General features: G+C 45.3%; 17 protein-coding genes, 1 tRNA gene and 1 riboswitch. Of the genes, 12 read left to right on the forward strand and 6 right to left on the reverse strand.

Going from position 1 to position 26,622, the window contains the following annotated elements; translation table 11 throughout:
- Nucleotides 1–137: 137 nt before the first annotated feature.
- Nucleotides 138–214, forward strand: a tRNA-Asp gene (locus tag NL644_RS21650).
- Nucleotides 215–940: 726 nt separating this feature from the next.
- Here the strand turns inward: NL644_RS21650 and NL644_RS21655 are convergent.
- Nucleotides 941–2,272, reverse strand: a complete 1,332-nt coding sequence (locus NL644_RS21655; RefSeq protein WP_114323950.1) for a sodium:proton antiporter — start codon at nucleotides 2,270–2,272, stop codon at nucleotides 941–943.
- 191 nt (nucleotides 2,273–2,463) lie between these two features.
- On the opposite strand from NL644_RS21655, the gene metH reads away from it, so the two are divergent.
- Nucleotides 2,464–6,144, forward strand: coding sequence for a methionine synthase (metH, locus tag NL644_RS21660; protein ID WP_114323951.1), 3,681 nt, complete (start codon nucleotides 2,464–2,466; stop codon nucleotides 6,142–6,144).
- Between the two features lie 86 nt (nucleotides 6,145–6,230).
- Here metH and lysC read toward each other — a convergent pair whose 3' ends face one another.
- Nucleotides 6,231–7,583, reverse strand: coding sequence for a lysine-sensitive aspartokinase 3 (gene lysC, locus NL644_RS21665; RefSeq protein WP_114323952.1), 1,353 nt, complete (start codon nucleotides 7,581–7,583; stop codon nucleotides 6,231–6,233).
- A 101-nt stretch (nucleotides 7,584–7,684) separates the two neighbouring features.
- Nucleotides 7,685–7,863, reverse strand: a riboswitch (Lysine riboswitch).
- A 220-nt stretch (nucleotides 7,864–8,083) separates the two neighbouring features.
- Here lysC and NL644_RS21670 point away from each other — a divergent pair.
- Nucleotides 8,084–9,205, forward strand: a complete 1,122-nt coding sequence (locus NL644_RS21670) for an alanine--glyoxylate aminotransferase family protein (protein WP_114323954.1) — start codon at nucleotides 8,084–8,086, stop codon at nucleotides 9,203–9,205.
- Nucleotides 9,206–9,264: 59 nt separating this feature from the next.
- On the opposite strand, the gene NL644_RS21675 is transcribed toward NL644_RS21670, so the two are convergent.
- The 4 genes from NL644_RS21675 to NL644_RS21690 form a co-directional block, all read right to left on the reverse strand.
- The gene (locus tag NL644_RS21675; protein WP_253658776.1) at nucleotides 9,265–11,046 is read right to left on the reverse strand and encodes a PglL family O-oligosaccharyltransferase; all 1,782 of its coding nucleotides are present in this window, start codon (nucleotides 11,044–11,046) and stop codon (nucleotides 9,265–9,267) included.
- A 67-nt stretch (nucleotides 11,047–11,113) separates the two neighbouring features.
- Nucleotides 11,114–13,936, reverse strand: a complete 2,823-nt coding sequence (gene uvrA / locus NL644_RS21680) for an excinuclease ABC subunit UvrA (protein WP_253658777.1) — start codon at nucleotides 13,934–13,936, stop codon at nucleotides 11,114–11,116.
- A gap of 149 nt (nucleotides 13,937–14,085) precedes the next feature.
- Nucleotides 14,086–14,958, reverse strand: a complete 873-nt coding sequence (gene galU / locus NL644_RS21685) for a UTP--glucose-1-phosphate uridylyltransferase GalU (protein WP_005397418.1) — start codon at nucleotides 14,956–14,958, stop codon at nucleotides 14,086–14,088.
- A gap of 158 nt (nucleotides 14,959–15,116) precedes the next feature.
- Nucleotides 15,117–15,761, reverse strand: coding sequence for a LuxR C-terminal-related transcriptional regulator (locus NL644_RS21690; protein WP_005397417.1), 645 nt, complete (start codon nucleotides 15,759–15,761; stop codon nucleotides 15,117–15,119).
- Nucleotides 15,762–16,038: 277 nt separating this feature from the next.
- On the opposite strand from NL644_RS21690, the gene NL644_RS21695 reads away from it, so the two are divergent.
- The 9 genes from NL644_RS21695 (at nucleotide 16,039) to NL644_RS21735 (ending at nucleotide 26,622) form a co-directional block, all read left to right on the forward strand.
- Complete coding sequence (locus tag NL644_RS21695; protein WP_012841367.1) at nucleotides 16,039–16,575, forward strand: single-stranded DNA-binding protein; 537 nt, start codon at nucleotides 16,039–16,041, stop codon at nucleotides 16,573–16,575.
- A 242-nt stretch (nucleotides 16,576–16,817) separates the two neighbouring features.
- Nucleotides 16,818–18,827, forward strand: a complete 2,010-nt coding sequence (gene csrD / locus NL644_RS21700; protein ID WP_253658778.1) for an RNase E specificity factor CsrD — start codon at nucleotides 16,818–16,820, stop codon at nucleotides 18,825–18,827.
- 11 nt (nucleotides 18,828–18,838) lie between these two features.
- Entirely contained in the window at nucleotides 18,839–20,284 is a 1,446-nt protein-coding gene (locus NL644_RS21705; RefSeq protein ID WP_048626837.1) for a hypothetical protein, read from the forward strand.
- A complete protein-coding gene (gene gspM / locus NL644_RS21710) occupies nucleotides 20,281–20,931 on the forward strand; it encodes a type II secretion system protein GspM (RefSeq protein ID WP_054868338.1) in 651 nt (216 codons plus the stop codon). The genes NL644_RS21705 and gspM overlap by 4 nt, the downstream gene beginning before the upstream one ends.
- Nucleotides 20,924–21,256 carry a hypothetical protein gene (locus tag NL644_RS21715; RefSeq protein WP_046873588.1) on the forward strand — a complete coding sequence of 111 codons (333 nt, stop codon included), beginning with the start codon at nucleotides 20,924–20,926 and terminating at the stop codon, nucleotides 21,254–21,256. The genes gspM and NL644_RS21715 overlap by 8 nt, the downstream gene beginning before the upstream one ends.
- Before the next feature lie 20 nt (nucleotides 21,257–21,276).
- Entirely contained in the window at nucleotides 21,277–22,920 is a 1,644-nt protein-coding gene (gene mshL, locus NL644_RS21720) for a pilus (MSHA type) biogenesis protein MshL (protein WP_046873589.1), read from the forward strand.
- Between the two features lie 44 nt (nucleotides 22,921–22,964).
- Nucleotides 22,965–23,810, forward strand: a complete 846-nt coding sequence (locus NL644_RS21725; protein ID WP_253658779.1) for an ExeA family protein — start codon at nucleotides 22,965–22,967, stop codon at nucleotides 23,808–23,810.
- Nucleotides 23,807–24,901, forward strand: a complete 1,095-nt coding sequence (locus NL644_RS21730; RefSeq protein WP_253658780.1) for a lipopolysaccharide assembly protein LapB — start codon at nucleotides 23,807–23,809, stop codon at nucleotides 24,899–24,901. Before NL644_RS21725 ends, NL644_RS21730 begins: the two co-directional genes overlap by 4 nt.
- Nucleotides 24,898–26,622 (forward strand): GspE/PulE family protein, encoded by a 1,725-nt coding sequence (locus NL644_RS21735; RefSeq protein ID WP_253658781.1) that lies wholly within the window; start codon nucleotides 24,898–24,900, stop codon nucleotides 26,620–26,622. The genes NL644_RS21730 and NL644_RS21735 overlap by 4 nt, the downstream gene beginning before the upstream one ends.

The raw sequence follows: 26,622 nt of genomic DNA on the forward strand, positions 1-26,622 counted from the left end.
ACCTGACTTCCATGCCGAACTCAGAAGTGAAACGAAATAGCGCCGATGGTAGTGTGGGGCTTCCCCATGTGAGAGTAGGACATCGCCAGGCTTTAAATTATGGACACTTGCTGATTACAAGCGAGTGATACCACTGCGGAGTGGTAGTTCAGTTGGTTAGAATACCGGCCTGTCACGCCGGGGGTCGCGGGTTCGAGTCCCGTCCACTCCGCCATTTATATTAAGCCTCAGTCGAAAGACTGGGGATTTTTTCGTTTTGGTTACCCGATTTACCTTAACCCTATTTCCATATTGAAATTTTGCATCGAGAGGCAGGCTTCCCTCTTCGCTATGCTTTCTAAGCCCTTCCATGAACGAGTTGATTCCAGTCTCGAGCTCTAGCTTTGAGTACCAGCACGTGCTTACCAAAGATTCCTCTATAACATATTAGACATATCTAGCTATGAACCTAGTTGTTCGAGGTGTCGCTTTGTTTCTATCTCGAAAACAGAACAACTTTGAATATAAGTTCAGTGTCGCTGAGATCAAGTATGAGGACTCTATACTTCTGCTAAGGGCTTGAACAACCTGAGTGCTAGCTCAGACCTTAGTTTAGTGGGATTTCAAGCCCGTTTGGGGGAGTGAGCTCGCAATCATCCTCAATGCTTCTTTCTCTATACAAATACAAAGTCGCTCATTGTTAAGTGTTGTAGAAGTTTAGGGAGCCTATATTGCCAAGGGAAGGGAAGTGATGATGAAAATGCTTAAACTAAAAGACTCGTCTATGAATATTATCTATCGGTAATAGTTAGTATCTATGACACCGTAGCGTGACGATTATTCGGATATTTAACTGTATATCAAAGAGTAACAAGCGTTTTGTTCTTGAAGGGGAGTCCGAAGATTAGATATGAAAAAAGCAGCTAGATAGCTGCTTTTTCATCTATTAAGTTACGTGTCTTTAAGAGTCCACTGGCTCCGTATGCACCGGAGTGGTTATTGCTTGGTTGTTCTCTTCCATTTTCTTCTCTTCATCTTTTGCTTTTTCAATCATTGGGGTGATTGTTGAGCCTTGAATGAGGATAGAGAAAACAACGACGGAGTAGGTCATTACAAGAATAATCTCTTTTACATCGATTAACTTATCTTGAATCACCCAAATACCTGATGGAATAGAAAGTGCCATCGCTAGTGCCAGGCCTCCGCGTAAACCTCCCCACGTCAAAATACGCACTGACCATGGATTATATTTTCTGTAACGTTTAAAGCCTATGTAAGAAAGAAATACGCTTAGATAGCGAGCTGCTAGTACAAGAGGGACTGATATAGCCATCATGATCCAGTCTTCTTTGTGGAATTCAAATAGCAGCATCGACATACCGATCAGTAGGAATAACACGCCATTCAAGAACTCATCGACGAGCTCCCAAAAGTGGTCAAGGTGGTCTTCACTCTCTTTTGAAAAGCCGATAAAGCGTGTCCAGTTGCCAATCATAATACCGGATACAACCATCGCGAGTGGGCCTGATACATGGATGTATTCAGCAAATGCGTAACCTGCCGTTGGGACACCAATGGTAAGTAACAATTCCATTGAGTGATCATCGGTGGCACTGATTAAGTAGTGGAATAGCAAACCGAGGACGAAACCATATGTGATACCCCCGATAGCTTCTTGGATGAAGAGTAAGGTGACACTACCTACAGTTGGTGCCTCAGTACCAAATGCAATCGTAAATAGAGTGACAAAGATAACCAAACCGAAGCCGTCATTGAAGAGCGACTCTCCTTCAATCTGGGTGGAGATACGTTTGGGAGCATCGAGCTTTTTAACTATAGCCAATACAGCGATTGGGTCAGTTGGCGATATTAGAGCACCAAATAGTAAGCAGTAGACCAAATCAAATTGGATGCCAATTAACTGACAGAATCCGTAGAGCGCAAACCCGATAAAGAAAGTGGAAAATAGGGTGGCTCCGAGAGCCAAAACGGTAATTTCCCATTTTTGATCTTTAAGGTTCGGGAGTTTGATGCCTAATCCACCCGCAAATAGTAAGAAGCCAAGAATGCCCTTGAGCAAGAAATCTTCAAAGTTGATCCTTGTGACCGTTTCTGTCGCAATTTCGGTGAGGTGGAACCAGTTGTTTTGGCCCGCAATTAAGATTAGAAGTGAAAGCACCATTGAACCTGCGGTAATCGCAATGGTGGTTTGCATCTTTCCTATCTTGCTGTTTACAAAAGCAATTAGCATCGCAGCTGCGGATAGAAAACATAAAGTATGATAGACCGACATAGAGCTCTCTATTTGTAACATTTTATGAATGGGATTCTCGACTGATGCTGCTTAAATAGCAAACATTTTTTCGCGATTATTTTGTAAGTTAAGAAGGAGATAAAATAATCATTAATTCCACGTTTAGACGTCTAGACTCCTGAAGTTTGTGTGATAGGATGGAAAGATAACTAAAGGAATGAGGCTGTACTGTGGGAAGTAACGTAAGACAACAGATTGAAGCTCAATTGAAGCAACGTATTCTTTTGATTGATGGTGGTATGGGAACCATGATTCAGGGATACAAACTTGAAGAGCAAGACTATCGAGGAACACGCTTTGCGGATTGGCATTGTGATCTAAAAGGTAACAACGACCTGTTGGTTCTAAGTCAGCCTCAACTTATCAAGGAAATTCACGCTGCATATTTAGAAGCGGGTGCAGATATTCTCGAAACCAACACGTTTAACGCAACAACCATTGCGATGGCTGACTACGAGATGGAAAGCCTAAGTGAAGAAATTAACTTTGCTGCTGCCAAGCTTGCACGTGAAGTTGCAGACGAATGGACCGCAAAAACACCCGATAAACCGCGTTATGTCGCAGGGGTTTTAGGGCCGACGAACCGCACTTGTTCTATCTCTCCTGATGTAAACGACCCTGGATATCGAAATGTCTCTTTCGACGAGTTAGTTGAGGCTTACTCTGAATCGACTCGAGCGCTTATTAAAGGTGGTTCTGACCTTATTCTTATCGAGACTATCTTCGATACTCTTAACGCTAAGGCTTGTTCATTTGCTGTTGAAAGTGTGTTTGAAGAGATGGGTATTGAGTTACCTGTGATGATCTCGGGGACTATTACCGATGCTTCCGGTCGGACATTATCCGGTCAAACCACAGAAGCGTTTTACAACTCATTACGTCATGTTAAACCGATTTCGTTTGGTTTGAACTGTGCGCTGGGCCCAGATGAGCTTCGTCCTTATGTTGAAGAGCTCTCGCGTATATCAGAATCTTTTGTTTCCGCTCACCCAAATGCTGGGCTTCCGAATGCATTCGGCGAATACGATTTGTCGCCAGAAGATATGGCTAAGCATGTTAAAGAGTGGGCTCAAAGTGGCTTTTTAAACTTAATTGGTGGGTGTTGTGGTACAACTCCTGAGCACATTCGCCAAATGGCACTCGCGGTTGAAAATATCGCCCCTCGTAAATTACCTGATCTTCCCGTTGCTTGTCGCTTGTCTGGCTTAGAGCCGCTCGCGATTGATAAAGACTCTTTATTTATCAATGTCGGTGAGCGTACTAATGTAACCGGTTCTGCGCGTTTTAAACGCTTGATTAAAGAAGAGCTGTACGATGAAGCGCTCGATGTGGCTCGTCAACAAGTTGAAAATGGCGCTCAAATTATCGATATCAACATGGATGAAGGCATGTTGGATGCACAAGCTTGTATGGTTCGCTTTTTAAACCTTTGTGCGTCAGAACCTGAAATCTCAAAAGTACCAATCATGGTTGACTCTTCCAAGTGGGAGGTTATTGAAGCCGGTCTTAAGTGCATCCAAGGCAAAGGCATTGTTAACTCGATCTCTCTCAAAGAAGGCAAAGAGAAATTCGTTGAACAAGCTAAGTTGATCCGCCGTTACGGTGCGGCTGTGATTGTGATGGCGTTTGATGAGATAGGGCAAGCAGATACACGTGAGCGCAAAGTAGAAATTTGTACCAACGCTTACCGAATTCTTGTTGATGAAGTGGGCTTTCCACCAGAAGACATCATTTTTGACCCAAACATTTTTGCCATTGCTACGGGGATCGAGGAGCATAATAACTACGCGGTGGATTTCATTGAAGCCGTTGGCGATATCAAACGTGATTTACCACATGCGATGATCTCGGGTGGTGTTTCTAACGTCTCATTCTCTTTCCGTGGCAATAACTATGTACGTGAAGCGATTCACGCGGTGTTCCTCTATCACTGTTTTAAAAATGGTATGGATATGGGGATTGTGAATGCGGGTCAGTTAGAAATCTACGATAACGTGCCTGAAAAATTGCGTGAGGCTGTGGAAGATGTCGTTCTTAACCGTCGTGATGACGCCACTGAGAGATTGTTAGATATCGCGGCGGAATATGCAGGCAAAGGGGTAGGTAAAGAGGAGGATGCCTCTGCACTTGAGTGGAGAACTTGGCCTGTTGAAAAGCGCTTAGAGCACGCGTTAGTGAAAGGAATAACTGAGTTCATCGTTGATGATACCGAAGAGGCTCGTGTCAACGCTTCAAAGCCATTAGAGGTGATTGAAGGCCCACTAATGGATGGGATGAACGTCGTCGGAGACTTGTTTGGTGAAGGTAAAATGTTCCTTCCTCAGGTCGTAAAATCTGCACGAGTGATGAAGCAAGCAGTCGCGCATCTGGAGCCCTACATCAATGCAGAAAAGCAGGTGGGACAAACAAACGGTAAGATTTTGCTAGCGACGGTCAAAGGTGATGTACATGATATCGGGAAAAATATCGTAGGCGTTGTATTGCAGTGCAATAACTATGAAATTATCGATCTTGGTGTCATGGTTCCTTGCGAAAAGATCTTAAAAGTAGCGCAAGAAGAGAACGTCGATATTATTGGTTTATCAGGGTTGATCACGCCTTCATTAGACGAAATGGTGCATGTTGCAAAAGAGATGGAGCGTCTCGACTTTAACTTACCTCTTCTCATCGGTGGCGCAACAACGTCAAAAGCCCATACAGCAGTTAAGATTGAGCAAAATTACAAGCATCCAGTTGTTTACGTGAATAACGCCTCACGTGCGGTGGGCGTATGTACTTCTCTATTGTCAGATGAACGTCGCCCTGAATTTGTTGAAAAACTTGAAGCTGACTACGAACGAGTACGTGATCAACATAATCGAAAGAAACCGAGAACCAAACCAGTGACATTAGAAGCGGCTCGAGCGAATAAAGTTGCGATCGATTGGGAAGCTTACACTCCTCCAGTGCCTGTTAAGACTGGTATTCATATCTTCGATGATTTTGATGTGGCTATATTACGTCAATACATCGATTGGACACCATTCTTTATGACTTGGTCACTTGTGGGTAAGTATCCAACAATTTTCCAACATGAAGAAGTTGGTGAAGAAGCAAAACGTTTATTCGAAGATGCCAACGAGTTACTTGATCGAGTTGAGCGAGAAGGCCTGTTAAAAGCGCGTGGAATGTGTGGCTTATTCCCTGCTGCGAGCGTGGGGGACGACATTGAAGTTTATGCTGATGAAACTCGTACCGACGTTGTGAAAGTACTGCGTAACTTGCGTCAACAGACCGAGAAACCAAAAGGATTCAACTATTGTTTATCTGACTACATCGCACCTAAAGAGTCGGGTAAACATGATTGGATAGGGGCATTTGCTGTCACTGGTGGTATTGGTGAACGAGAGCTTGCTGATGAATACAAAGCACAGGGAGATGATTACAACGCAATTATGATTCAAGCGGTGGCGGATCGCCTAGCCGAAGCGTTTGCTGAGTATTTGCATGAGCGTGTCCGTAAAGAAATTTGGGGTTATGCTGCGGATGAAGATTTATCTAACAATGATCTCATTCGTGAAAAATACCAAGGTATTCGCCCTGCGCCGGGTTATCCAGCGTGCCCTGAGCATACTGAAAAAGGACCGCTTTGGGAGCTACTTAATGTGGAAGAGAATATTGGCATGACTCTAACCTCCAGCTATGCAATGTATCCGGGCGCGTCAGTCTCTGGTTGGTATTTCTCTCATCCTGACTCACGTTACTTTGCGATCGCACAGATCCAAGAAGATCAGCTAGAGAGCTACGCCGATCGCAAAGGGTGGGATAGGATCGAGGCTGAAAAATGGTTAGGGCCAAACATTAACGGTTAAATTGATGTTTACCTCGTTCAAATGTAACAACTATTGAAACAACAAAGGGCTGCAGATACGCAGCCCTTTGTTTTATTGAGTTGAACTTACTTCTCAAACAACTCAGTGTGGAGTTTTTGTATGGCTTGTTTCGATACCGATTCATGGAGCAAGAAGCATAAGTTGTGAGGGCTAGCGCCATAACATATCATGCGTAGGTTAAAATCTTCTAGCGTGCCAAAAACCTGTTTCGCGTAGCCTTTACTCTCACTCATGTTGTTACCAATGAGAGCAACGAGGCATAGGTCATGTTCAACTTCTACCTTACATAACTCTTCTAACTCTTCTCGTGCAGCTTGCGGCAGCTGTGGTGCTCCGCCAGAGGTATCAGTTTGATCAAGTGTTAACGATACACTGATTTCAGATGTCGTGATCAAATCGACAGAGATCTTATGCTTTGCAAGGATCTCAAAAACCTTCGCTAAGAATCCGTATGCGTGGAACATATTGGCGCTGCGTAGCGTTACCATGGTTTGGTTACAACGCAAAGCTAGCGCACGGAATAACGGTGAGCTTTCGACTTGGTGGCGAATCCAAGTTCCCCCTTTTTCAGGCTCTTTCGATGCCCCTACAAATACCGGAATGTCGTGGCGTAATGCGGGTACTAGCGTAGAAGGGTGAAGGATTTTAGCGCCAAAGTTAGCCATTTCTGAAGCTTCACTAAAGCTGATCTCAGGAATTGGTGAGGCTTTTGGCGCAATTCGCGGGTCTGTTGTGTAGATGCCCGGAACATCAGTCCATATTTCTAACCCTGCCGCTTTGACGCTCTCAGCAATTAAGGCGGCGCTGTAATCGCTGCCTCCTCGACCTAGTGTTGTTGTATTACCGGCTTCGTCAGATCCTATGAAGCCTTGAGTAACAACAACGGATTGTTGGCAAAGTGGTACGAGTTTATCTTGCGCAAGCGTCGAAATTGCTTCAATGTTTGGCTCCGCGCGACCAAAGTTGTCATCAGTACGCAGCACATCGCGGATATCAAAGCGCACAGCTTGAATGCCTCGCTCACACATTAACTGAGTTAGAATATGCGTCGACATGAGTTCGCCACATGCGACTAAATGATCGGTTAACTTCGCACTAGCTTGGATAGATGCAGCCTCGGCCAGGCTGGTTACGGTATCTAATATGCCATACACCTCGGCAGCAGTTTTCGTGCTGTCTTCGAGCTGAGTTAAAATGGCGTCATGAATGTTGGCCAGATTTTGCAGCAGCTCAGTACGGTGCGTTTGATCCTGAACACCGTTGGCGAGTTCCACCAATAGGTTGGTGACGCCAGAGCAAGCGCTGCTCACGACCAGGCGAGTATTTGGATTGTTTTCGATAATGGTGGCGCAACGACTCATTGCCTCAAAGTTAGCAACACTGGTTCCACCGAATTTAGCTACGTTAAATGCGCTCACTGCGTTCTCCCACGACTTCCTAAAAAATTGTACATCCAATGTTTGGTGAGAAAAGGAACAGAGCAAAAAGAGAGGTATTTAGAATGCTATTTGAAAAATTTACCCTCAGAAGCCCTTCATCAGACTGCGCTGATGACAGTTGATGGGATTCAGCCCAATTCAACCGACAAGTCAAATCCTGCAACTTTGACTTACCTCGGCACTACTCCCCCTCAATGATTGGTGTTGGAATTGCGGTTCCACAAATCATCTACCTGGGTAGCGCTCCTCTTCTACATAAAGCTCAAACATTGAACGGTTTTGAGGCCTTAATGTCAATCAATATTTCAACCTTTATGGTGTTTTTTATTAACGATTTTGTGATACTGGTTTGACCTCCATACTTACGGCTAATTGCTGATAGAGGAAAAATCTATTAGGGTGAAGAACCCTACACCTGAGCCATGTTATTGAATAGAACTTTTAGAATGCTCAGGATAAAAGATAATCAAGGAGCTGACATGTCGATCCAAAGCTTTATTCCGCCTCACCGTATTTTAATGGGACCTGGTCCTTCTGATATTTATCCTCAAGTGTTACAAGCACTAAGCCGTCCTACGGTAGGTCACCTTGATCCTCTGTTTATCGGTATGATGGATGAGCTCAAGCTGCTATTGAAGTATGCCTTTCAAACTGACAATGAGTTCACTATTGCGGTTTCAGCACCAGGTAGTGCAGGGATGGAAACCTGCTTTGTAAACTTGATCGAGAAAGGCGATAAAGTGATCGTCTGCCGTAACGGTGTATTTGGTGAACGCATGCGCGAAAATGTCGTCCGTGCTGGTGGTGAAGTTGTTATCGTCGATGATGAATGGGGGACGCCTGTTTCCATTAATAAAGTCGAGCAAGCACTCGAACAGCACCCAGATACAAAAATCCTTGCTTTTGTGCATGCCGAAACCTCAACTGGTGCAGTCAGTGATGCTCAAGCATTGGGTAAGCTGGCGAAACAGCATAATGCATTATCTATTGTTGATGCGGTGACGTCACTTGGTGGTGTGCCGTTAAAAGTGGATGAATGGCAACTGGATGCGGTTTACTCTGGCAGTCAAAAATGTTTGTCATGTGTACCAGGGCTCTCACCAGTGACGTTTTCTCCTGCCGCGATTGAAAAGATTCAAGCAAGAACAACACCAGTACAGAGTTGGTTCCTCGATCAGAGTTTAGTTTTGGGGTATTGGAGTGGAGAAGGCAAGCGTAGTTACCATCATACGGCGCCAGTTAATAGCTTGTATGCGCTTCATGAAGCTTTACTGATACTGAAAAATGAAGGATTAGAAAACGCTTGGGCTCGTCACCAACTGATGCATGAAAAACTCAAAAATGGCCTACAAAAGTTAGGCTTTGAATTTGTTGTGGACGAAGCCCATCGTTTGCCGCAATTAAATGCGATTTACGTGCCTGAAGGAATTGATGAAGCAAAAGTTCGTGCTCACTTGCTAGAAACCTATAACCTAGAAATTGGTGCAGGCCTCGGGGCATTAGCTGGTAAAGCGTGGCGTATTGGCTTAATGGGTTACGGCGCTCGACCTGAAAACGTTGCACTGTGCTTAAAAGCGTTAGAAGAGTCACTCACTGAATAAAGCTATACCGCAATGAGATAAAGAAAAGCGAAGGTCATCCCTTCGCTTTTTTGTATTTATTACTCAGCTCCTGAAGTGGGGGCTGGTGAGGCAGAGATTGCTTGAGAAGGTGGTCGGTAATTGACGTCACTGAAATCAATCTTCGGGAACAAAAACTGCGCTTCAGCTCTGATTTGCTCCGCTTTACTTGAGTCATCTAAGCCTTGGTAGGCCAAAATCAAATTATTATAAAATGCAGGGCGAGGCTTATCTTTGATGATTTTTAGCGACCAATCGATATAAGGCTGAATCAAGGTTGCATCTTGTTGGTACAGCCCAATGTTTAAAAATGTGCTATAGACATCCCAATCAAACCTATCTTTCCAAACCACAGGGTTACTGACTTGATTCAGAATATCAGGGTTAGTTGGCCTAGTGGTCTCAAACTTCGTCAATACATAGTTCGTATGCAATGCGCTTACCATGTAAAACGTAAACGCAACGGGAAGTACCAAACTAAAAACACGCAGCAAGCTTTTGGTCACATTACTAAAGCCGACTTGTCGATAACGAGAGACGCGCTGATCGACCCAGTACAGTAGGATAACGAAGATCAACCAATGCACGAGAGAGTGGTAGAAAGGGTATTCCAGTTGTGAGTGCAATACGATAGGTATAAACAAGGCCAGCAACGCAAGACGAGTTCCGCGTTTGGCTTGATAGATTCGATACAGTACCAGTGCCATCGCTAAGAAGATGCCGATTATTGGCAGCAAGCCACCTTCTACTCCCCAGTAAAGTAGCTCATTATGCGGATGATCCATGGCTGGCAAACCTGCTGGGTAATTCTCATTTAGGGCATGTTGACGAGCCGTATACAGCATGTACTCAGATTCAAACTTGCCATATCCATAACCAGTAAAAGGCTTTTCAATCACCATGTCTAATGTTTGCGGAAAAGTATACGCTCGAGGAGACTCCATGTTTACTTTTTCTGCGGCTAACCCACTTCCATCAGGAAAGGCAAGATACATGACAACGACTGAGAGTGCGAGCCCAGTGACAAGCGACGTAACCCAGCGGATAAAGCGCCCTTTGGTCGCAAAGCGATACATGTATGGGATGACCAACAACACGGCGATGATCGATGCTAACCAACCAGTGCGTGAAGCCAACGCCACAATCAATGGTAAGGTTAAAACTGGCACTGCATAGAGAAGATAAACATCGCTTAACTTACGGTCGTATTTGTAGGGCTGACGTGCAAGTAAATAGCTGGCAATCACCAATCCTGTCGCAAGAAAACTGGCCATTACATTAGGCTGTTGGAAAATACCATAGGGACGATTGGCCATCGTGTCGTAACCAAACGGATTGCCTGGTTTGAGATACAGATATTGTGTCAGACCAAAAATGGCTTCGATAACAACCGCAAGGACAATAAACCATAACAGGCGTTGGCGATGTTTATTACTGAAATGAAATTGTTGTAAGACAATAAAAAACAGGACACCACACCACAGACCAATGAGCTTGTTGGCTGCCAAACTGCTATTCGCATTTGGGTACAGAATGGGCACCGTCATGATAAGAGCACTAATGAACAAGCCGATGGTTAATTTTGAGTAACGTAGCGCTCGATTATTCGCGAGTTGGTAGCACCCAATGCCTAATGCAAAGCTAAAAGTAATCCAAGTTGTCGCATTGAAGGAAAGTGAAAGCCCTGAACCGCCGGGGTTGGGCATGAAAAAGTGCATTGCCAACACAAATAGTGTTGCCAAGGCAATGAGAAACTTGCGATTGAGGGGAACCTGTACTTTTTCGGGAGAAAGCTTTGTTCCACTTACATGTATAGTAGCCATAGTTATTGCGTTGTTTTGAATGAAAAAAGACCAGCACTTGCTGGTCTCGGTACTTTACCTGTTTTTTCTACTTCAACATAGGCTTAAGGAAGTGAGCTGTGTGCGAACCCTCGATTTGCGACACATCTTCAGGTGTGCCTTGAGCGATTATCTCGCCTCCACCCTGTCCCCCTTCAGGTCCTAGATCGATAATCCAGTCCGCTGTCTTAATGACGTCCAGGTTATGCTCGATCACCACGACAGTGTTTCCGTGGTCGCGAAGTCTGTGCAGCACGGTGAGCAACTGCTGGATATCATGGAAGTGCAGGCCGGTTGTTGGTTCATCCAAAATGTACAAGGTTTTTCCTGTATCGCGCTTGGATAGCTCTCGCGCCAGTTTAACACGCTGTGCTTCACCACCGGAGAGTGTCGTTGCGGCTTGACCTAGGCGAATGTAAGACAAGCCAACATCCATTAGAGTCTGTAGCTTACGTGCTATAGCAGGTACGGGTTCAAAGAACGTTCGGGCGTCTTCGACCGTCATTTCTAGCACTTCATCAATGGTTTTGCCTTTGTAACGTACTTCAAGTGTTTCACGGTTGTAGCGCTTACCTTTACATACATCACATGGCACATAAACGTCTGGTAGGAAATGCATTTCAACTTTAATGACACCATCACCCTGACAGGCCTCACAACGACCACCGCGTACGTTAAAGCTAAAACGGCCCGGCTTGTAACCGCGAGAACGCGACTCTTGTGTGCCTGCAAACAGCTCACGGATTGGGGTAAAGATCCCCGTATAAGTTGCAGGGTTGGAGCGAGGTGTACGACCAATTGGGCTTTGATCGATATCGATAACTTTATCGAAGTGCTCTAAACCTCTAATCGACTTATAAGGTGAAGGCTGAGCCGTTGTCGCCCCGTTAAGTTGGGTATGAGCAATTTTAAAGAAAGTATCATTAATCAGCGTTGATTTACCTGAACCAGATACCCCTGTAATACAGCTGAATAACCCAACAGGAATTGAAAGATTAACGTTCTTAAGGTTATTACCTGTTGCGCCTAAGAGCTCAACCGTTTTTTTCGGATCACGCGGCGTGCGATCTTTCGGCACTGCGATTTCTTTAGCGCCACTTAAGTACTGACCTGTCAGAGAATTCGGATTTGCGATTATCTCTTCCATGGAGCCTTCCGCGACAACATTACCACCGTGTACGCCAGCGCCAGGACCGATATCTATGACATGATCCGCACAGCGAATCGCATCTTCATCGTGTTCTACCACGAGTACGGTATTCCCCAAATCGCGCAAATGAGTGAGCGTTTTTAATAAGCGTTCATTATCTCGCTGGTGGAGACCAATCGACGGTTCGTCCAGAACATACATCACACCAACAAGACCCGCACCAATTTGGCTGGCTAAGCGAATACGTTGAGCTTCACCACCAGAGAGCGTTTCGGCGCTGCGAGACAGGTTCAGATAGTTCAAACCAACGTTAACCAAGAACTGCAGGCGATCGTTGATTTCCTTCATCACTTTTTCAGCGATTTGGGCTCGTTGACCTTCAAGTTTCAAGGAATGGAAGAATTCCAATGCATCAGCAATGCTAAGTTCAACAATCTCAGGCAGTGTCGTATCAGCAATAAACACGTTACGTGCTTCAAGGCGCAGACGAGTACCACCACAGCTTGAACAAGATTTAGTGGAGATGTATTTCGCAAGCTCTTCACGGACAGAGTTGGATTCTGTATCACGATAACGACGTTCGAGGGTATTCAGAATACCTTCGAATGGATGGCGTTTAACACGAATATCGCCACGATCGTTGATGTATTTAAACTCAATCTCAGTGCGGCCAGAGCCCTTTAGAATGACATCTTGCGTTTTCTTTGGCAGAGAATTAAAAGGTGCATGGAGATCAAAACCATAATGATCGGCCAATGAGGTGAGCATTTGGAAGTAGTAGTAGTTCTTTTGATCCCAACCGCGAATCGCACCTTGTGCCAAGCTTAATGAATCATCTTGAATTACTCGGCTTGGATCGAAGTATTGCTGCACACCCAAACCATCACAAGTGCCACATGCACCAGCAGGGTTGTTGAATGAGAAAAGTCGCGGCTCTAACTCTTGCATGCTGTAACCACATTGTGGACAAGCGAAGTTGGCGGAGAAAATAATCTCTTCACCGTCGCCATCCATTGGCGCGACAACCGCAATTCCGCCTGATAACTCGAGCGTGGTCTCGAAAGATTCGGCTAAGCGCTGTTGCAGATCGGGACGAACTTTAAAGCGGTCTACCACGACTTCAATGGTGTGCTTTTTATGTAGCTCTAGCGTTGGAGGATCTGAAAGATCGCAAGTTTCTCCATCAATACGCGCACGAATAAAGCCCTGAGCTGCCAGGTTCTCAAGCGTTTTAACATGCTCACCTTTACGCTCTTTGACAATAGGGGCCAACAGCATCATTTTGCTGCCTTCTGGCATCTCTAGAACTTTGTCCACCATTTGACTGATGGTTTGTGCGGCAAGAGGGGCATGGTGCGTTGGACAGCGGGGTTCACCCACACGAGCATACAACAGACGTAAGTAATCGTAGACTTCGGTAATTGTACCGACGGTTGAACGCGGGTTATGAGAAGTAGACTTCTGTTCAATAGAAATCGCGGGTGATAATCCTTCAATATGGTCTACATCGGGTTTTTCCATCAGAGACAAAAACTGACGAGCGTAGGCAGAGAGAGATTCTACGTAGCGTCGTTGGCCTTCTGCATACAATGTATCGAAAGCGAGAGAGGATTTACCGGAGCCACTTAGTCCAGTAATGACAATCAGTTTATCGCGAGGGATTGTAAGATTAATGTCTTTGAGGTTATGGGTTCGGGCACCGCGAACTTCTATTTTATCCATCGTTTTTGCTCTATGTATAACCAAGTGGGGCAAGTATTACATAGTGTGAGAAATGTGCAAAGAAAATTACTGGATAAAAAAACAGTAAAAATAAAAGCCCAACATAATGCTGGGCTTTAGAAACAATAATTTCGTACTATGACGATGCTTTATACCGCTTTTTGTGTTGCGTGTTTACCTAACTCTGAGGCTTTTTCATCTTTTAGATACAGGTTTTCAAAACAGTAGTTGGTTGCTTCGATGTAACCTTCAACACTACCACAGTCAAAGCGTTTGCCTTTGAATTTGTAAGCCAAGACACAGCCCGCTTTTGCTTGTTTAAGTAGCGCGTCAGTGATTTGAATTTCACCACCTTTACCTGGCTCTGTGTTTTCAATCAGTTCGAAAATATCAGGGGTCAGAATGTAGCGACCAATGATCGCAAGGTTGCTTGGTGCCGTGCCTTTCTCAGGTTTTTCTACCATGTCGTCTACGCGGTAGATGTCATCTTTGATCATTTCACCAGAGATAACGCCGTATTTGTGAGTCTCATCTTCTGGGACTTCTTGTACGGCAACGATAGAACAACGGAACTGTTTAAATAGCGCCACCATTTGAGCTAGCACGCCTTCTTCTTCGTTGACACAAAGGTCATCAGCAAGAACGACGGCAAATGGTTCGTCACCCACCAGTTCACGCCCGGTCAGAATCGCGTGGCCTAAGCCTTTCATCTCGCGTTGACGGATGTAAGTGAAGTTTGCAGATTCAATGATTTCACGGATATCTACCAATAGCTCTTCTTTATTGGTACCGCTAATCTGGTGTTCCAGTTCGTAGTTCTTATCGAAGTGGTCCATGATAGAGTGTTTGCCACGACCCGTCACAATACACATGCCGTTCATACCAGCTTGAATTGCTTCTTCAACGCCGTATTCAATAAGCGGTTTATTCACGACTGGCATCATCTCTTTTGGCATAGATTTCGTTGCCGGTAAGAAGCGAGTGCCATAGCCTGCAGCAGGGAACAGACATTTTTTAATCATTGGGGGAATATCCTATCTCGTTATTATCAAGAATCTGCGCATAACTTTAACACGAGAGGCGTCAATGAATCATGAATAAAGTAGGAAAAAGTGTGAGACTCAGTGCGGAAAAAAGATGAGCGACTCGTCATTTCAGTCATTAGAGTCGCGGCATCGCATCATGACATTAAGTTTTGATCTGCCCAAGCGATTGCTTGAACGCGATTCTTCACTGATAGCTTTTTGAATATCTGATACAAGTGCGATTTGATGGTGAATTCACTGACAAATAATTCCTCGGCCATTTGGCTGTTCGATGCGCCAGCTTGCAAGCAACGCAGTACTTGCAGCTCGCGAATGGTTAGGTCTACCGTGGCTGGGGCAGTATGAGTATTAATGACGTTACGGTAATAGTGTAAAAGTTGACTGGTTACATTACGCGGCAGCCAGTTTTGACCGTTAACAATGCCTTTTAATCCCTCTCCAATTTGCTCTAGCGTATCTTCGGAATAGAACAGCCCCTTTAATTGACCAAATGAAAGAAGCTCATCCGTGGTCAGCCTTTTAGGGACATTGAACACAACGGTTTCAAAGTTCTTCCATACCAGCGGTAAGTTTTTGATCGATTGAACGAGTGATTTATGTTCACTGAAGTCGATCAGTAGGATTTTGTTACGATGCTGTGGCTTAGCTTCCATGAGTGCTTCGGTCGAAATCACCGGGATGCTCATATCAATGTACTTTTCGAGTGCCGCCACCTTTTTTTGCGCATTATCTTCCATACTGATCAGAAATAGCTTTCTTGCGTAAGCCGACTTTCTCACGTGTTCAAATCTCCCAGTGTTCAATAAAGGCCATAAGTTGGCATTAAAGAGAGGTTATAACCATAGCTTTACTGAATAAATGCGTTCGAATTCAAAGCTTCACGAAACGATGTCTGCAACGCGAATCAAAAGTGCTACATGCGTAAGTTGAAATGCGATTTGGGTTCTAGTAGATGACTCATTAGATCACAATGGTATTAGACTTTAATCAAAACATTAAAGCGTGCTATTCTAATGCGCTAAAATTTTATATATCCAGAGTGAAACGGAGCACATCATGGCCAGCCGTGGAATTAACAAAGTTATTTTGGTGGGGAATCTAGGTAACGACCCTGAAATTCGTTACATGCCGAACGGCGGTGCAGTAGCAAACATTACTATTGCGACTTCTGATTCATGGCGTGATAAAGCGACTGGCGAACAGCGCGAAAAAACGGAATGGCACCGTGTTGTGTTGTTCGGCAAACTTGCGGAAGTAGCAGGTGAGTACTTGCGTAAAGGTTCTCAAGTATACATTGAAGGCCAACTGCAAACTCGTAAATGGCAAGACCAAAGCGGTCAAGATCGCTACTCAACTGAAGTCGTTGTTCAAGGCTTCAACGGCGTGATGCAAATGCTTGGCGGTCGTGGTCAAGGTGGCGGCGCACCAATGGGCGGTCAACAGCAGCAACAAGGTGGATGGGGTCAGCCTCAACAACCAGCTCAGCAGCAGTACAATGCGCCTCAGCAACAGCAACAACAGCAGGCTCCGCAGCAACCACAGCAGCAGTACAATGAGCCACCAATGGATTTTGACGACGATATCCCGTTCTAAATTCTGCTTATGCTTGAATCGAAAAGGCCGCGAATATCGCGGTCTTTTTTATTGTCGCTATCTAATGATCTCAAAGGCTTATCTCAGCAAGGTTAGGCGTAACAATAAAACTTATCAATGAGTGTGATGTTCTTTATGCTCCAGCCTCTCACTATCAGACGAATCCGATTGTTTGATGAACTCTTATCAAGTATAAATATTTCAATAAGGTATATGATGAATAAAAAAGGAATTTGGTATTCATGAGGTATACCCCAACTCTTAAGTTAAGCACACGGCTGGTGGCTTTTGTCACCATGATCGTCATCTGCGCCATGTTTATCTTGTTTGTCGGTGGCACCCTCTCTTTTAAACGTCTTGGGCAGGAATATCTCACCCATTATTTAGAAGGGATCGTAGAGGTGGTCGACAAGGAGATGGAAGATCCTGACGCTGCTTATTCTATGCAGCGCTGGATGCCGAAAATGCTGCAGGCTTCCAATATTGTCGAAATGACATTGTCGACCGACAATGCGGTTGTTTATCGCTTCAAAGATACTTCTCATCAAATGGAAGCGTCAGTCTTGTTTGAGACAGAATACCAACTGACTCACAATCAAGATTACACGATTCATTTTAAAGCGATCCCGCCTTACTTAGGTTACAGCTACTCAATGCAGGCGCTTTGGTCGATCACGCTTGCCATTATCCTGATCATCTTCTGTTTAATGCGCGGCGTTGCGTGGCTTAAGGAGCAATTAGAAGGCTCTGAAATGCTCGAAGAGCGAGGCAGGATGATCCTTGCTGGTCGGGTAGAGCAGTATGCAAAAGGTGACAAAAAAGAATGGCCTTATACTGCCAGTGAAGCGCTCGATGTATTAATTGAAGAGTTACAAGATGCGCGTCAAGAGCGAAGCCGATTTGATACCTTTATTCGAACTCAAACCTTCCTTGATAAGTTAACAGGTACCGCCAATCGAGTGCTATTTGATAGCAAACTGGAATCGGCGTTACTAGAAAGTGGGGCTCGCGGCGCCGTGTTGCTAGTACGTATTCAAGACTGGAAACTGGTTGAAGAAGAGCAAGATAAGCAAATTACGGATGAGTTTATTGTTGAAGTTGGGAGTTTATTATCCAACTTAGTTCAGCGATACCCTGATGTTGTATTTTCTCGTTATTACGATGCTGATTTTGCGTTATTTCTGCCGCATCAAAGTGCCAAAGATGTGGCTAATTTGGCATCACAATGCATTCGCCAGTTAGAAAAATTAATTCCGCCAGAGCCACTCGACCCAGACAACTGGTGCCATATAGGCATCACTACTTATAAAGAGGGTGAGCGACACAGCCAAATCATCGATGAAGCAGAGACAGCTTTGCGTAGTGCGCAACTACAAAATAACAATAATTGGAGTCGCTTCAAAAAATGGAACCACGATGAAGAAGCTCGCGGAAGTGTGAGGTGGAGAACGTTATTTGACACAGCACTTACACCAGAAAATGTGATACTCTACGCACAATCTGTGCACCCAATAAGTGACGCAACGCATAAAAAATCATTATATGAAGAGTTAACATGTCGGATTCGCGATCCTGAGAATGGCATTGTTAAAGCGTCTCGGTTTATTTCTGCGATCAGACAGGTTGGTTATGAAGCGCAAATGGATAAGTCAGTTATTAATAAATTCTTAAGAGAATTTAAGGATAATTTTGATAACTCAAGATCGTATGCGCTCAATTTGAATGTAACGCCTTTTTCTAACCGAGAGTACTTTAAATGGTTTCGTGATGAACTCTTACAGTTGTCACGTGAACAGAGAAAGTGTCTCAGTTTTGAGTTTGTTGAAGCACAATTTGTAAGACACTTAGACTTTATGCGACCAGTCGCTAAAATGCTGGCCGGTTTAGGGTGCCACTTAATGGTTGGGCAGGCTGGACGAACCATCGTCAGCACTCACTATTTAAAAGAAGTGGATATTCGTTACCTTAAACTTCATCGCAGTTTAGTAGCAAAAATCGACCAGCGACATGAGAACCAGCTATTTGTCCGCAGCATGCTAGGTGCCGCGGCAAACAGTAAAACTAAAATCATAGCAGTGGGAATTGAGAATCAAAACGAGCTCAACACGTTAATTGAGCTCGGGGTTTATGGTGGGCAAGGGCGCTACTTCTCTGCAGAGCAGCAGTTTCTTCCTCGTCCACAAGCATTGCCAAGTTCTCAATCAGAATCCCAAGTGAAATTGGGAAGACGAAATCGCTGGCGTAAAAAATAAAGATAATAATCATGGATTTCAAAGCACTACTCGACAAGCTCAAACGATCATCTGGTGGTGGTCGTTCCTGCTTTTTGGTTATTCAGCCAGACGCCGTTTATTTATCATCTTCAATAAAAAGTGGTCGCCCATACCAATTTGATATTTCTGAATCCAATTGGGAGAAAGCCGTAGAGCAAGCATTGAGCGTTGCTGCGAGTGCGTATGATTCTCTAACGGTTGTCCTTTCTCATAACTATTATCAGATGTATCAAATCGACAAACCTGTCATGCCGCGCCAAGAATGGCCTGCAGCATTACCGTTTTTGTTGAAAGAACTGATCTCTGAGCGCGCCGTTGACATCATTGCCGATGCGGTAGAGCTACCCAATTCAACCAAAGTGCAAGCTTACGTCTTATCACGAAAAATGTTGGATAAGATCGTGTTACTGGCCAGTCGCGCCCAGTTGCCATTAGAAGCTATTCTTCCTGAAGACGACATTTGGGGAGAGACCGCAGGTGAACTAGGTAACTTCCTATTATTACAACGCAGTGTGCGTGGTCACTTCCGTATTAGCGCTTTTGTCGAAAATACTATCGCGTTCCATCGTTCGATTCGCAGTGTGACGCCACCGTTAACGGGTGTTCCGTCTAGCGAGTTACAGATGGATAGCCTCTCGTTAGAACTGCAACGTTCGATTGATTATCTTTCTTCTCAGTTGCGCCATGTGCAGCTGCATCAATTGAAAGTATGTTGTGATGAGGAGGATGAGAGTGAGCTTGTTCAGTCTCTGAACTACCGTTTAAGCACTAAAGTTTCTCCGTTATTACCACCAGAACATGAGTTATCAGGACACGTTTTAGCAGATGCTGCTGCGGCTTCTAATACTCGACGCGTTAACTTATACCCTGATTACTTAAAGCCGAAAAAAGAGCTCCTGACACTAAGAAATATCGCGTTATCTTGGGGTGTCGCGGCTGCGGCCATTCTACTCTCTTACGGCTATGTGACTTGGCAGAGCAGTGGTTTAGAAGATGAAATTGCTATTGTAAAAAGCAAAGGCGATATCATGAAGTCAGAGCTTGAACGCTATCAAGTCAAGCTACGTAAGCATCAGCCCGACAATAATAAGCTGGCAGCTAAAGCCCGCTTAGAGCGTGAAGTCAAGGCGAAGCGAGACTCGCTTAAAGCCGTCGGGAAATACGATGACTCGCAGCGTACGGGTTACTCTGGCGTGATGCAATCATTAGCTAAGCTAGGAAACCAAGAAATTTCTTTGTCCGAAATTCGAATCAATAACCATACCTTAGATCTGAAGGGACTGGCGAAAAAGCCGAGCTCAGTACCAAGTTGGGTTAACCAATTTAAAAATGAAATTAGCTTGGTTGGCCGGACATTTGACGACGTCAAAATTGGCCGAAATGATAAGGATATTGTGACGTTTGAACTAAAAACGCGCGAGGATAAAGAGAAATGAACGAATTCTGGATCTCATTAGAAGAGCGCTTTGGCGAAATGAGCGCGCGTGAAAAAGTGCTTATCGCGCTGTGTGGTTTAGTTGTCGTGATCATGTTGCTTTTTACGCTGGTACTGGAACCAAAGCTTAACGAGATCATCAGTAATGAGAGGCAACTAAGCAATTTAAAGCAAGCCAATCAAAAGATTGAAATCGACACGCTACGTATTCAAGCGCAGCTGAAGAAAGATCCAAACGCTGAGATTGATCGCGCGATATCTAACCTGCTAACAGAAAGTCAGCACCTTTCGATGCAGCTAGCGGAGATCATCGAACACCTTATTACACCTTCGCAAATGGCTGAGCTGCTGGAAAATGTATTAGAGCAGCAAAGTGGCATTCACCTTTTGTCTTTGCAAACTTTGCCATCTGAGCCAATTACGGAAGATAAAGAAGCATCGCAATACTCTGGTTACTACGTGCACCCTGTACGCATGGAGCTGACTGGCGACTACTTTTCTATTGCCAATTATCTAAATAAGTTGGAGAGCCTTCCTGCCAGTTATTATTGGCGCAGCTTTAGTTACAAAGTCGAAGAGTACCCGAAAGCGAAGCTTGTGTTGGAAGTCTACACACTAGGATCTCGAGAGGAGTTTATTGGTGGTTAAAAAACTCATCATCTCATTACTTGTCATGGCTGCGGCAGGAACTGCTTGGGCGAACCAAGATCCAACGGCACCACTTGGCTGGGAAAAGCCTGCGGTTGAAACGTCAGCGAAACCAAAAGCAAAACAGTACCGACTGCCTACGCTCAACAGTATTGTGTGTAAGCCAAGTACTGCTTGTGTCGCGATTATGGATAACAAGCTTGTTGAAAAAGGCGAGCTATTTAAGGGTTATCGCGTCGCGAGCATTAATAGTGAATTTGTAACTTTAAAGCGTGGTAACCGTCAGTGGGACCTAGAGCTTTTTGGTTTAAACGTAAAAAAATAATAACCAGAGCCTGATCAGATATGCGCAAATTAGTTGTAGGAATAACGATTGCTTCTTTAATGGGATGTTCAATGGGTCACCGTGACCCAGTGGAAGTCAAAGAAGCGCTCAATGAATCTATCAATCAAGCGAACAGCCGCACGTTAGAAGAAATTCCTTCTTCTGTCGAAGCGGACCTGATGCCTAACTTAGACTCGAATGTTGCTTCAGAGCAAGGCACCTCGAAGCGTTTCCGTATTCAAGCGAATGCGGTCGATGCACGAAGCTTTTTTGCCTCGCTAGTCAAAGGCACTGAGTACAGCGTGGCGATTCATCCAGCGGTACAAGGTAATATCACCGTCAACTTGTCAGATGTTACGTTGGATGAAGTCCTGAGCGTTGTACAGAACATGTATGGCTATGATGTGGTGAAGTCTGGCAAAGTTATTCAAATCTACCCTGCTGGTATGCGTACGGTAACCATTCCTGTTGATTACCTCCAGTTCAAACGCTCTGGTCGATCATTGACGAGCATTGTCACGGGCTCAGTGACCTCGGCTGGTACGTCTAATTCTGGCGGTAGCTCAGACAGTTCTGACTCATCAGACTCTGACAATGGAAGTAACAGCGGCGATAGCTCGACTACCTCTACGGGCGGTACGCGCATCGAAACCATCACTGAAAGTGACTTCTGGCCGATGCTGCAGCAAGCCGTTGCGAATCTAATTGGTTCAGGCAAAGGACAAAGCGTTGTCGTAACACCTCAAGCAGGAGTGATTACGGTTCGAGCGTTTCCAGATGATATTCGAGAAGTCCGTGAGTTCTTAGGTGTATCGCAGGAGCGCATGCAGCGTCAGGTCATTCTTGAAGCTAAAATTCTAGAAGTGACGTTGAATGATGGCTACCAACAAGGCATCAACTGGTCGAACTTATCGGCGTCAATTGGTAACTCGGGTAGTGTCGTAGTGAACCGCCCTGCGTCGGCATTACCACCGTTGGATGCGATTGGCACGCTATTGGGCGGCCAAACCAACGTGACTATCTCTGATGGCAACTTCAATGCTGTGTTGAGTTTTATGTCTACACAAGGTGACTTGAACGTTCTTTCGAGCCCTCGTATTACCGCTGCCAACAACCAAAAGTCGGTCATCAAAGTGGGTACCGATGAGTACTTTGTTACCGAGCTATCGAGCAATGCAGGCAACGGTGAAAATTCAAATGCCGTTCCAGAAGTGGAATTAACACCATTCTTCTCAGGTATCTCTCTCGATGTGACTCCGCAAATTGATAACAAAGGCAATGTGTTCCTGCATGTTCACCCTGCGGTTATTGAAGTCTCGGAAGAAGTGAAGAAATTGAACTTGGGCGGTGAGTTCCAAAACATCCAATTGCCACTGGCAAAAAGCTCTATTCGTGAATCAGACTCGGTTATTCGTGCTAAAGATGGCGATGTTGTGGTTATCGGCGGTTTGATGAAACAGCAAAATCGTGAGCTTGTTTCTAAAGTCCCATTCTTGGGCGATGTGCCCGCATTGGGGCATTTGTTCCGCAACGTAAATAACGTGACTGAGAAAACAGAATTGGTCATCTTGCTAAAACCGACCGTAGTTGGTGTGAACTCTTGGCAGAAAGAGCTAGAGCGCTCTCGTGATCTGCTGCAAGAGTGGTTCCCAGATGCGCAATAAGCGCGGGGAAAGGTTCCGTTTTTCAATGAGTTTGTGATTCGAGTATGTACTTGTCACATTTTGGATTTCGAGTTCAGCCTTTTTCGTTAACCCCAAACACAGAAATGTTCTTGGGGTTAGTCCCTCACTATGAGGCGATCCAAACCATTTTAGCCGCTGTGCAAATGGGAGAAGGGGTGATTAAGGTGACGGGAGAAGTCGGCACCGGAAAAACCATGGTGTGTCGTAAGTTAATTGAGCAGATTGAATCTGAAGTCGAGCTGATTTACTTACCCAATCCAGTTTTGAATGGAGAGCAGTTGCAGTTTGCTGTCGCCAGAGAGTTAGGCATCGAGAACGATGACCCGCTACGTATTGTTTCTCTCATTCAAGAACACCTGATTCAAGTGCATTCTGCGGGAAAGAAAACCGTCTTGATCGTCGATGAAGCACAAGCTCTTTCTCCACAAGCTTTAGAAACATTGCGTCTGTTCGGTAACCTAGAAACGGAACAAGATAAACTCATTCAACTGGTGCTATTCGGACAACCTGAGTTGGATGAACGATTGGCCAGCCACGAGCTAAGGCAGTTTCGTCAACGTATTACGTTTAGTTGTCAGCTGCGTCCTCTTTCTATCGATGAAGGCGTGGCTTACATCAATAATCGTTTAGACAAGGCAGGCAATGGAGCGCACATTTTTTCTATTGAGCAGAAAAAAGCGATTTGGCGTTCATCCATGGGGATTCCACGTTTGATCAACCAAATTAGCCACAAGTCGTTGCTTGCGGCATTTAATGATCGTTGCACACTATTAAAAAATCATCACGTTTACGCAGCTATGCACGATACGTTTGATGCCCGTAAACCTACGTTTAAAACACCCGTATTTTGGGGATGGAGTCAACCTTGAGTGCCATCAATAAAGCATTATCAGAACTCGCTGAAAAAACATCACCGTCAGAGCTTACTCGTGCGGACATTCCCAACGTTTCACGCAGTAAACCTTGGCTTTGGCTCGTTGCCGGTTTCTCGTTAAGCCTTGCGGTGGGCGGCTGGGCGGTCTCTCGCGGTCCTATCCCGTCAGGCGAGCTTTCATCTGCTCAAACAGAAACCATGCCATTGTCGTCAGTGAATGCTTCGTCAATCACATCATCAGAGAGTACTCATTCGCCAACGAGTAAAATGACGCCCGAGACAGCCCATGTGGTTTACACGAAGCCAGTGACACAACCGGCTGCGCAACAGCTTCATATGCCTGAGACTGATAGGTTCGCGCCAAGAGCGGAGGTAAATGCGGTCTCTGAAGATGCAGTGCTACTCGCGCAAGTGGCAACGATGCCAAACGATGAGCAATTTAATCACGTAACCCGCACAACAGCAGACAACAGTTCAATGCGTATTGAGCAGGTTGAGCTGACGCACCGCCAGTTATCTCTTAAAGCGGTTAGCCGAGCGGAAAAAGCACTGGATGCTAACGATATGCAAACGGCGTTGTCGGCTTATGCTGAGGCGTTACGTTATGAGCCAATGAATGCAGACACGCGTCAAAAATTATCGGCGTTGTACTTTGGCAAAGGCGACACGCGTAAAGCGTATGAGATTATCCAAGAAGGCATCAACCTTGACACGAACAACCAAGTACTTCGCTTGGCCTTGTCTAAGTTGTTAGTGAAAGCCAATCAACCTGAAGCGGCGCTGAGTCCGCTTGTGCATTTGCCTCCAATGCCAAGTCGAGATTACTTGGCGATGCGTGCGGCATTAGCACAAAAACACAAGCAGAATGATATTGCGCTTGAGAGTTATCAACTCCTTACTCAGCGTGAGCCGGAAAATGCGCGCTGGTGGCTAGGTTTAGCGATTCAACAAGAGCGCGCGCTGACGTTTACCGCCGCGATCAACTCTTACAACCAAGCTCTGGGTAAAGTTGGCATTTCGAATCAATCGCAAGCGTTTATCCGCGACCGTTTGAGCATCTTGAAACAGCTGGAGAATGCACAATGAAAATTCAGTTGAGAAAACGCTTAGGCGATCTTCTGGTTGAAGAAGGTATCGTCTCTGAAGAGCAAATCCAGCAAGCACTAAACGCACAACGTAGTACCGGGCAGAAGCTGGGTGATGCGTTAATTGATCTCGGCTTTATTACTGAGAAGCAAATGTTGGACTTCTTGTCCCAACAACTTGGTTTGCCATTGATCGATCTTGGTCGCGCCCCTGTGGATGCGGAAGCGGTACAGATTCTACCTGAGGTACACGCACGTCGCTTACGCGCGATGGTCGTTGCTCGAAATGGGGACACGTTGCGCGTTGCCATGAGTGACCCTGCGGATTTGTTCATCCAAGAGTCACTGATGAATTTGCTAGGTGAATACAACCTTGAGTTCATCGTGGCTTCAGAGCGCCAACTTATTTCAAGCTTTGACCGCTATTATCGCCGCACCAAAGAGATCGCTTCTTTCGCGGAACAGTTGCATGAAGAGCATAAAGACGAGCAAAGCTTCGATTACGGTATTGATGGAACCGACAGTGAGGAAGTTACCGTTGTAAAGCTGGTTAATTCCATGTTTGAAGATGCGGTACAAGTCGGGGCATCGGATATTCATATTGAGCCAGACGATCAGATTTTGCGCTTACGTCAGCGTATTGATGGTGTACTGCATGAAACCATCCTGAATGAAGTGAATATCGCATCGGCTTTGGTTCTTCGATTGAAGTTGATGGCGCACTTAGACATCTCTGAGAAGCGCTTGCCACAAGATGGCCGATTCAATATCAAAGTGCGTGGTCAATCAATCGATATTCGTATGTCGACGCTACCAACGCAATACGGGGAGTCCGTAGTAATGCGTCTGCTTAACCAGTCTGCTGGTTTGCGTCCATTAGAAGAGTCAGGATTGCCTCCCGATTTGCTTGCTCGTTTACGTCGACAGTTGGCTCGTCCGCACGGCATGATCTTGGTGACGGGGCCGACAGGTTCAGGTAAAACCACCACGCTTTACGGCGCATTAAGTGAGCTCAACGAGCCAGGGAAAAAGATCATTACAGCAGAGGATCCGGTTGAATACCGTCTGCCTCGCATCACTCAGGTACAGGTAAACAGTAAGATCGAGCTGACTTTCTCGCGTGTGCTTCGAACCTTTTTACGTCAAGACCCGGACATTATTCTCGTCGGTGAGATGCGTGATCAAGAGACAGTAGAAATTGGTCTACGAGCTGCATTAACGGGTCACTTAGTATTGAGCACTCTTCATACTAACGACGCGGTTGACAGTGCGTTACGCATGATTGATATGGGCGCGCCGGGTTACTTGGTTGCCAGTGCGGTAAGAGCTGTGGTGGCGCAGCGTCTTGTTCGCCGTGTTTGTCCAGATTGCAAAACAGAAGACCATCTAGACGAGTCACGCCAACAGTGGTTAGCTGGGCGTTTTCCAAACCAAGTGTGCACCACTTTTTATAAAGGTGCAGGCTGTCAAAACTGTAACTTGACTGGCTATCGAGGCCGAATCGGTGTGTTTGAAATGCTCGAACTGGAGCAAGAAATGATGGATAAACTGCGCGCCAACGATGCGGTCGGTTTTGCGCAAGCCGCGCGTTGCTCAGAAAACTATAAGCCGCTGCTTGCCTCGGCGATGGAACTGGCGCTGCAAGGCACCGTCAGCTTGGATGAAGTGATGACCCTAGGTGAAGGTGACGCTTCTGGTAAGACTGATCCCATTTTCATATAG

Source organism: Vibrio sp. Y10_XG_PY6 (assembly GCF_024181795.1).
Taxonomy (GTDB): Bacteria; Pseudomonadota; Gammaproteobacteria; order Enterobacterales; family Vibrionaceae; genus Vibrio; species Vibrio diabolicus.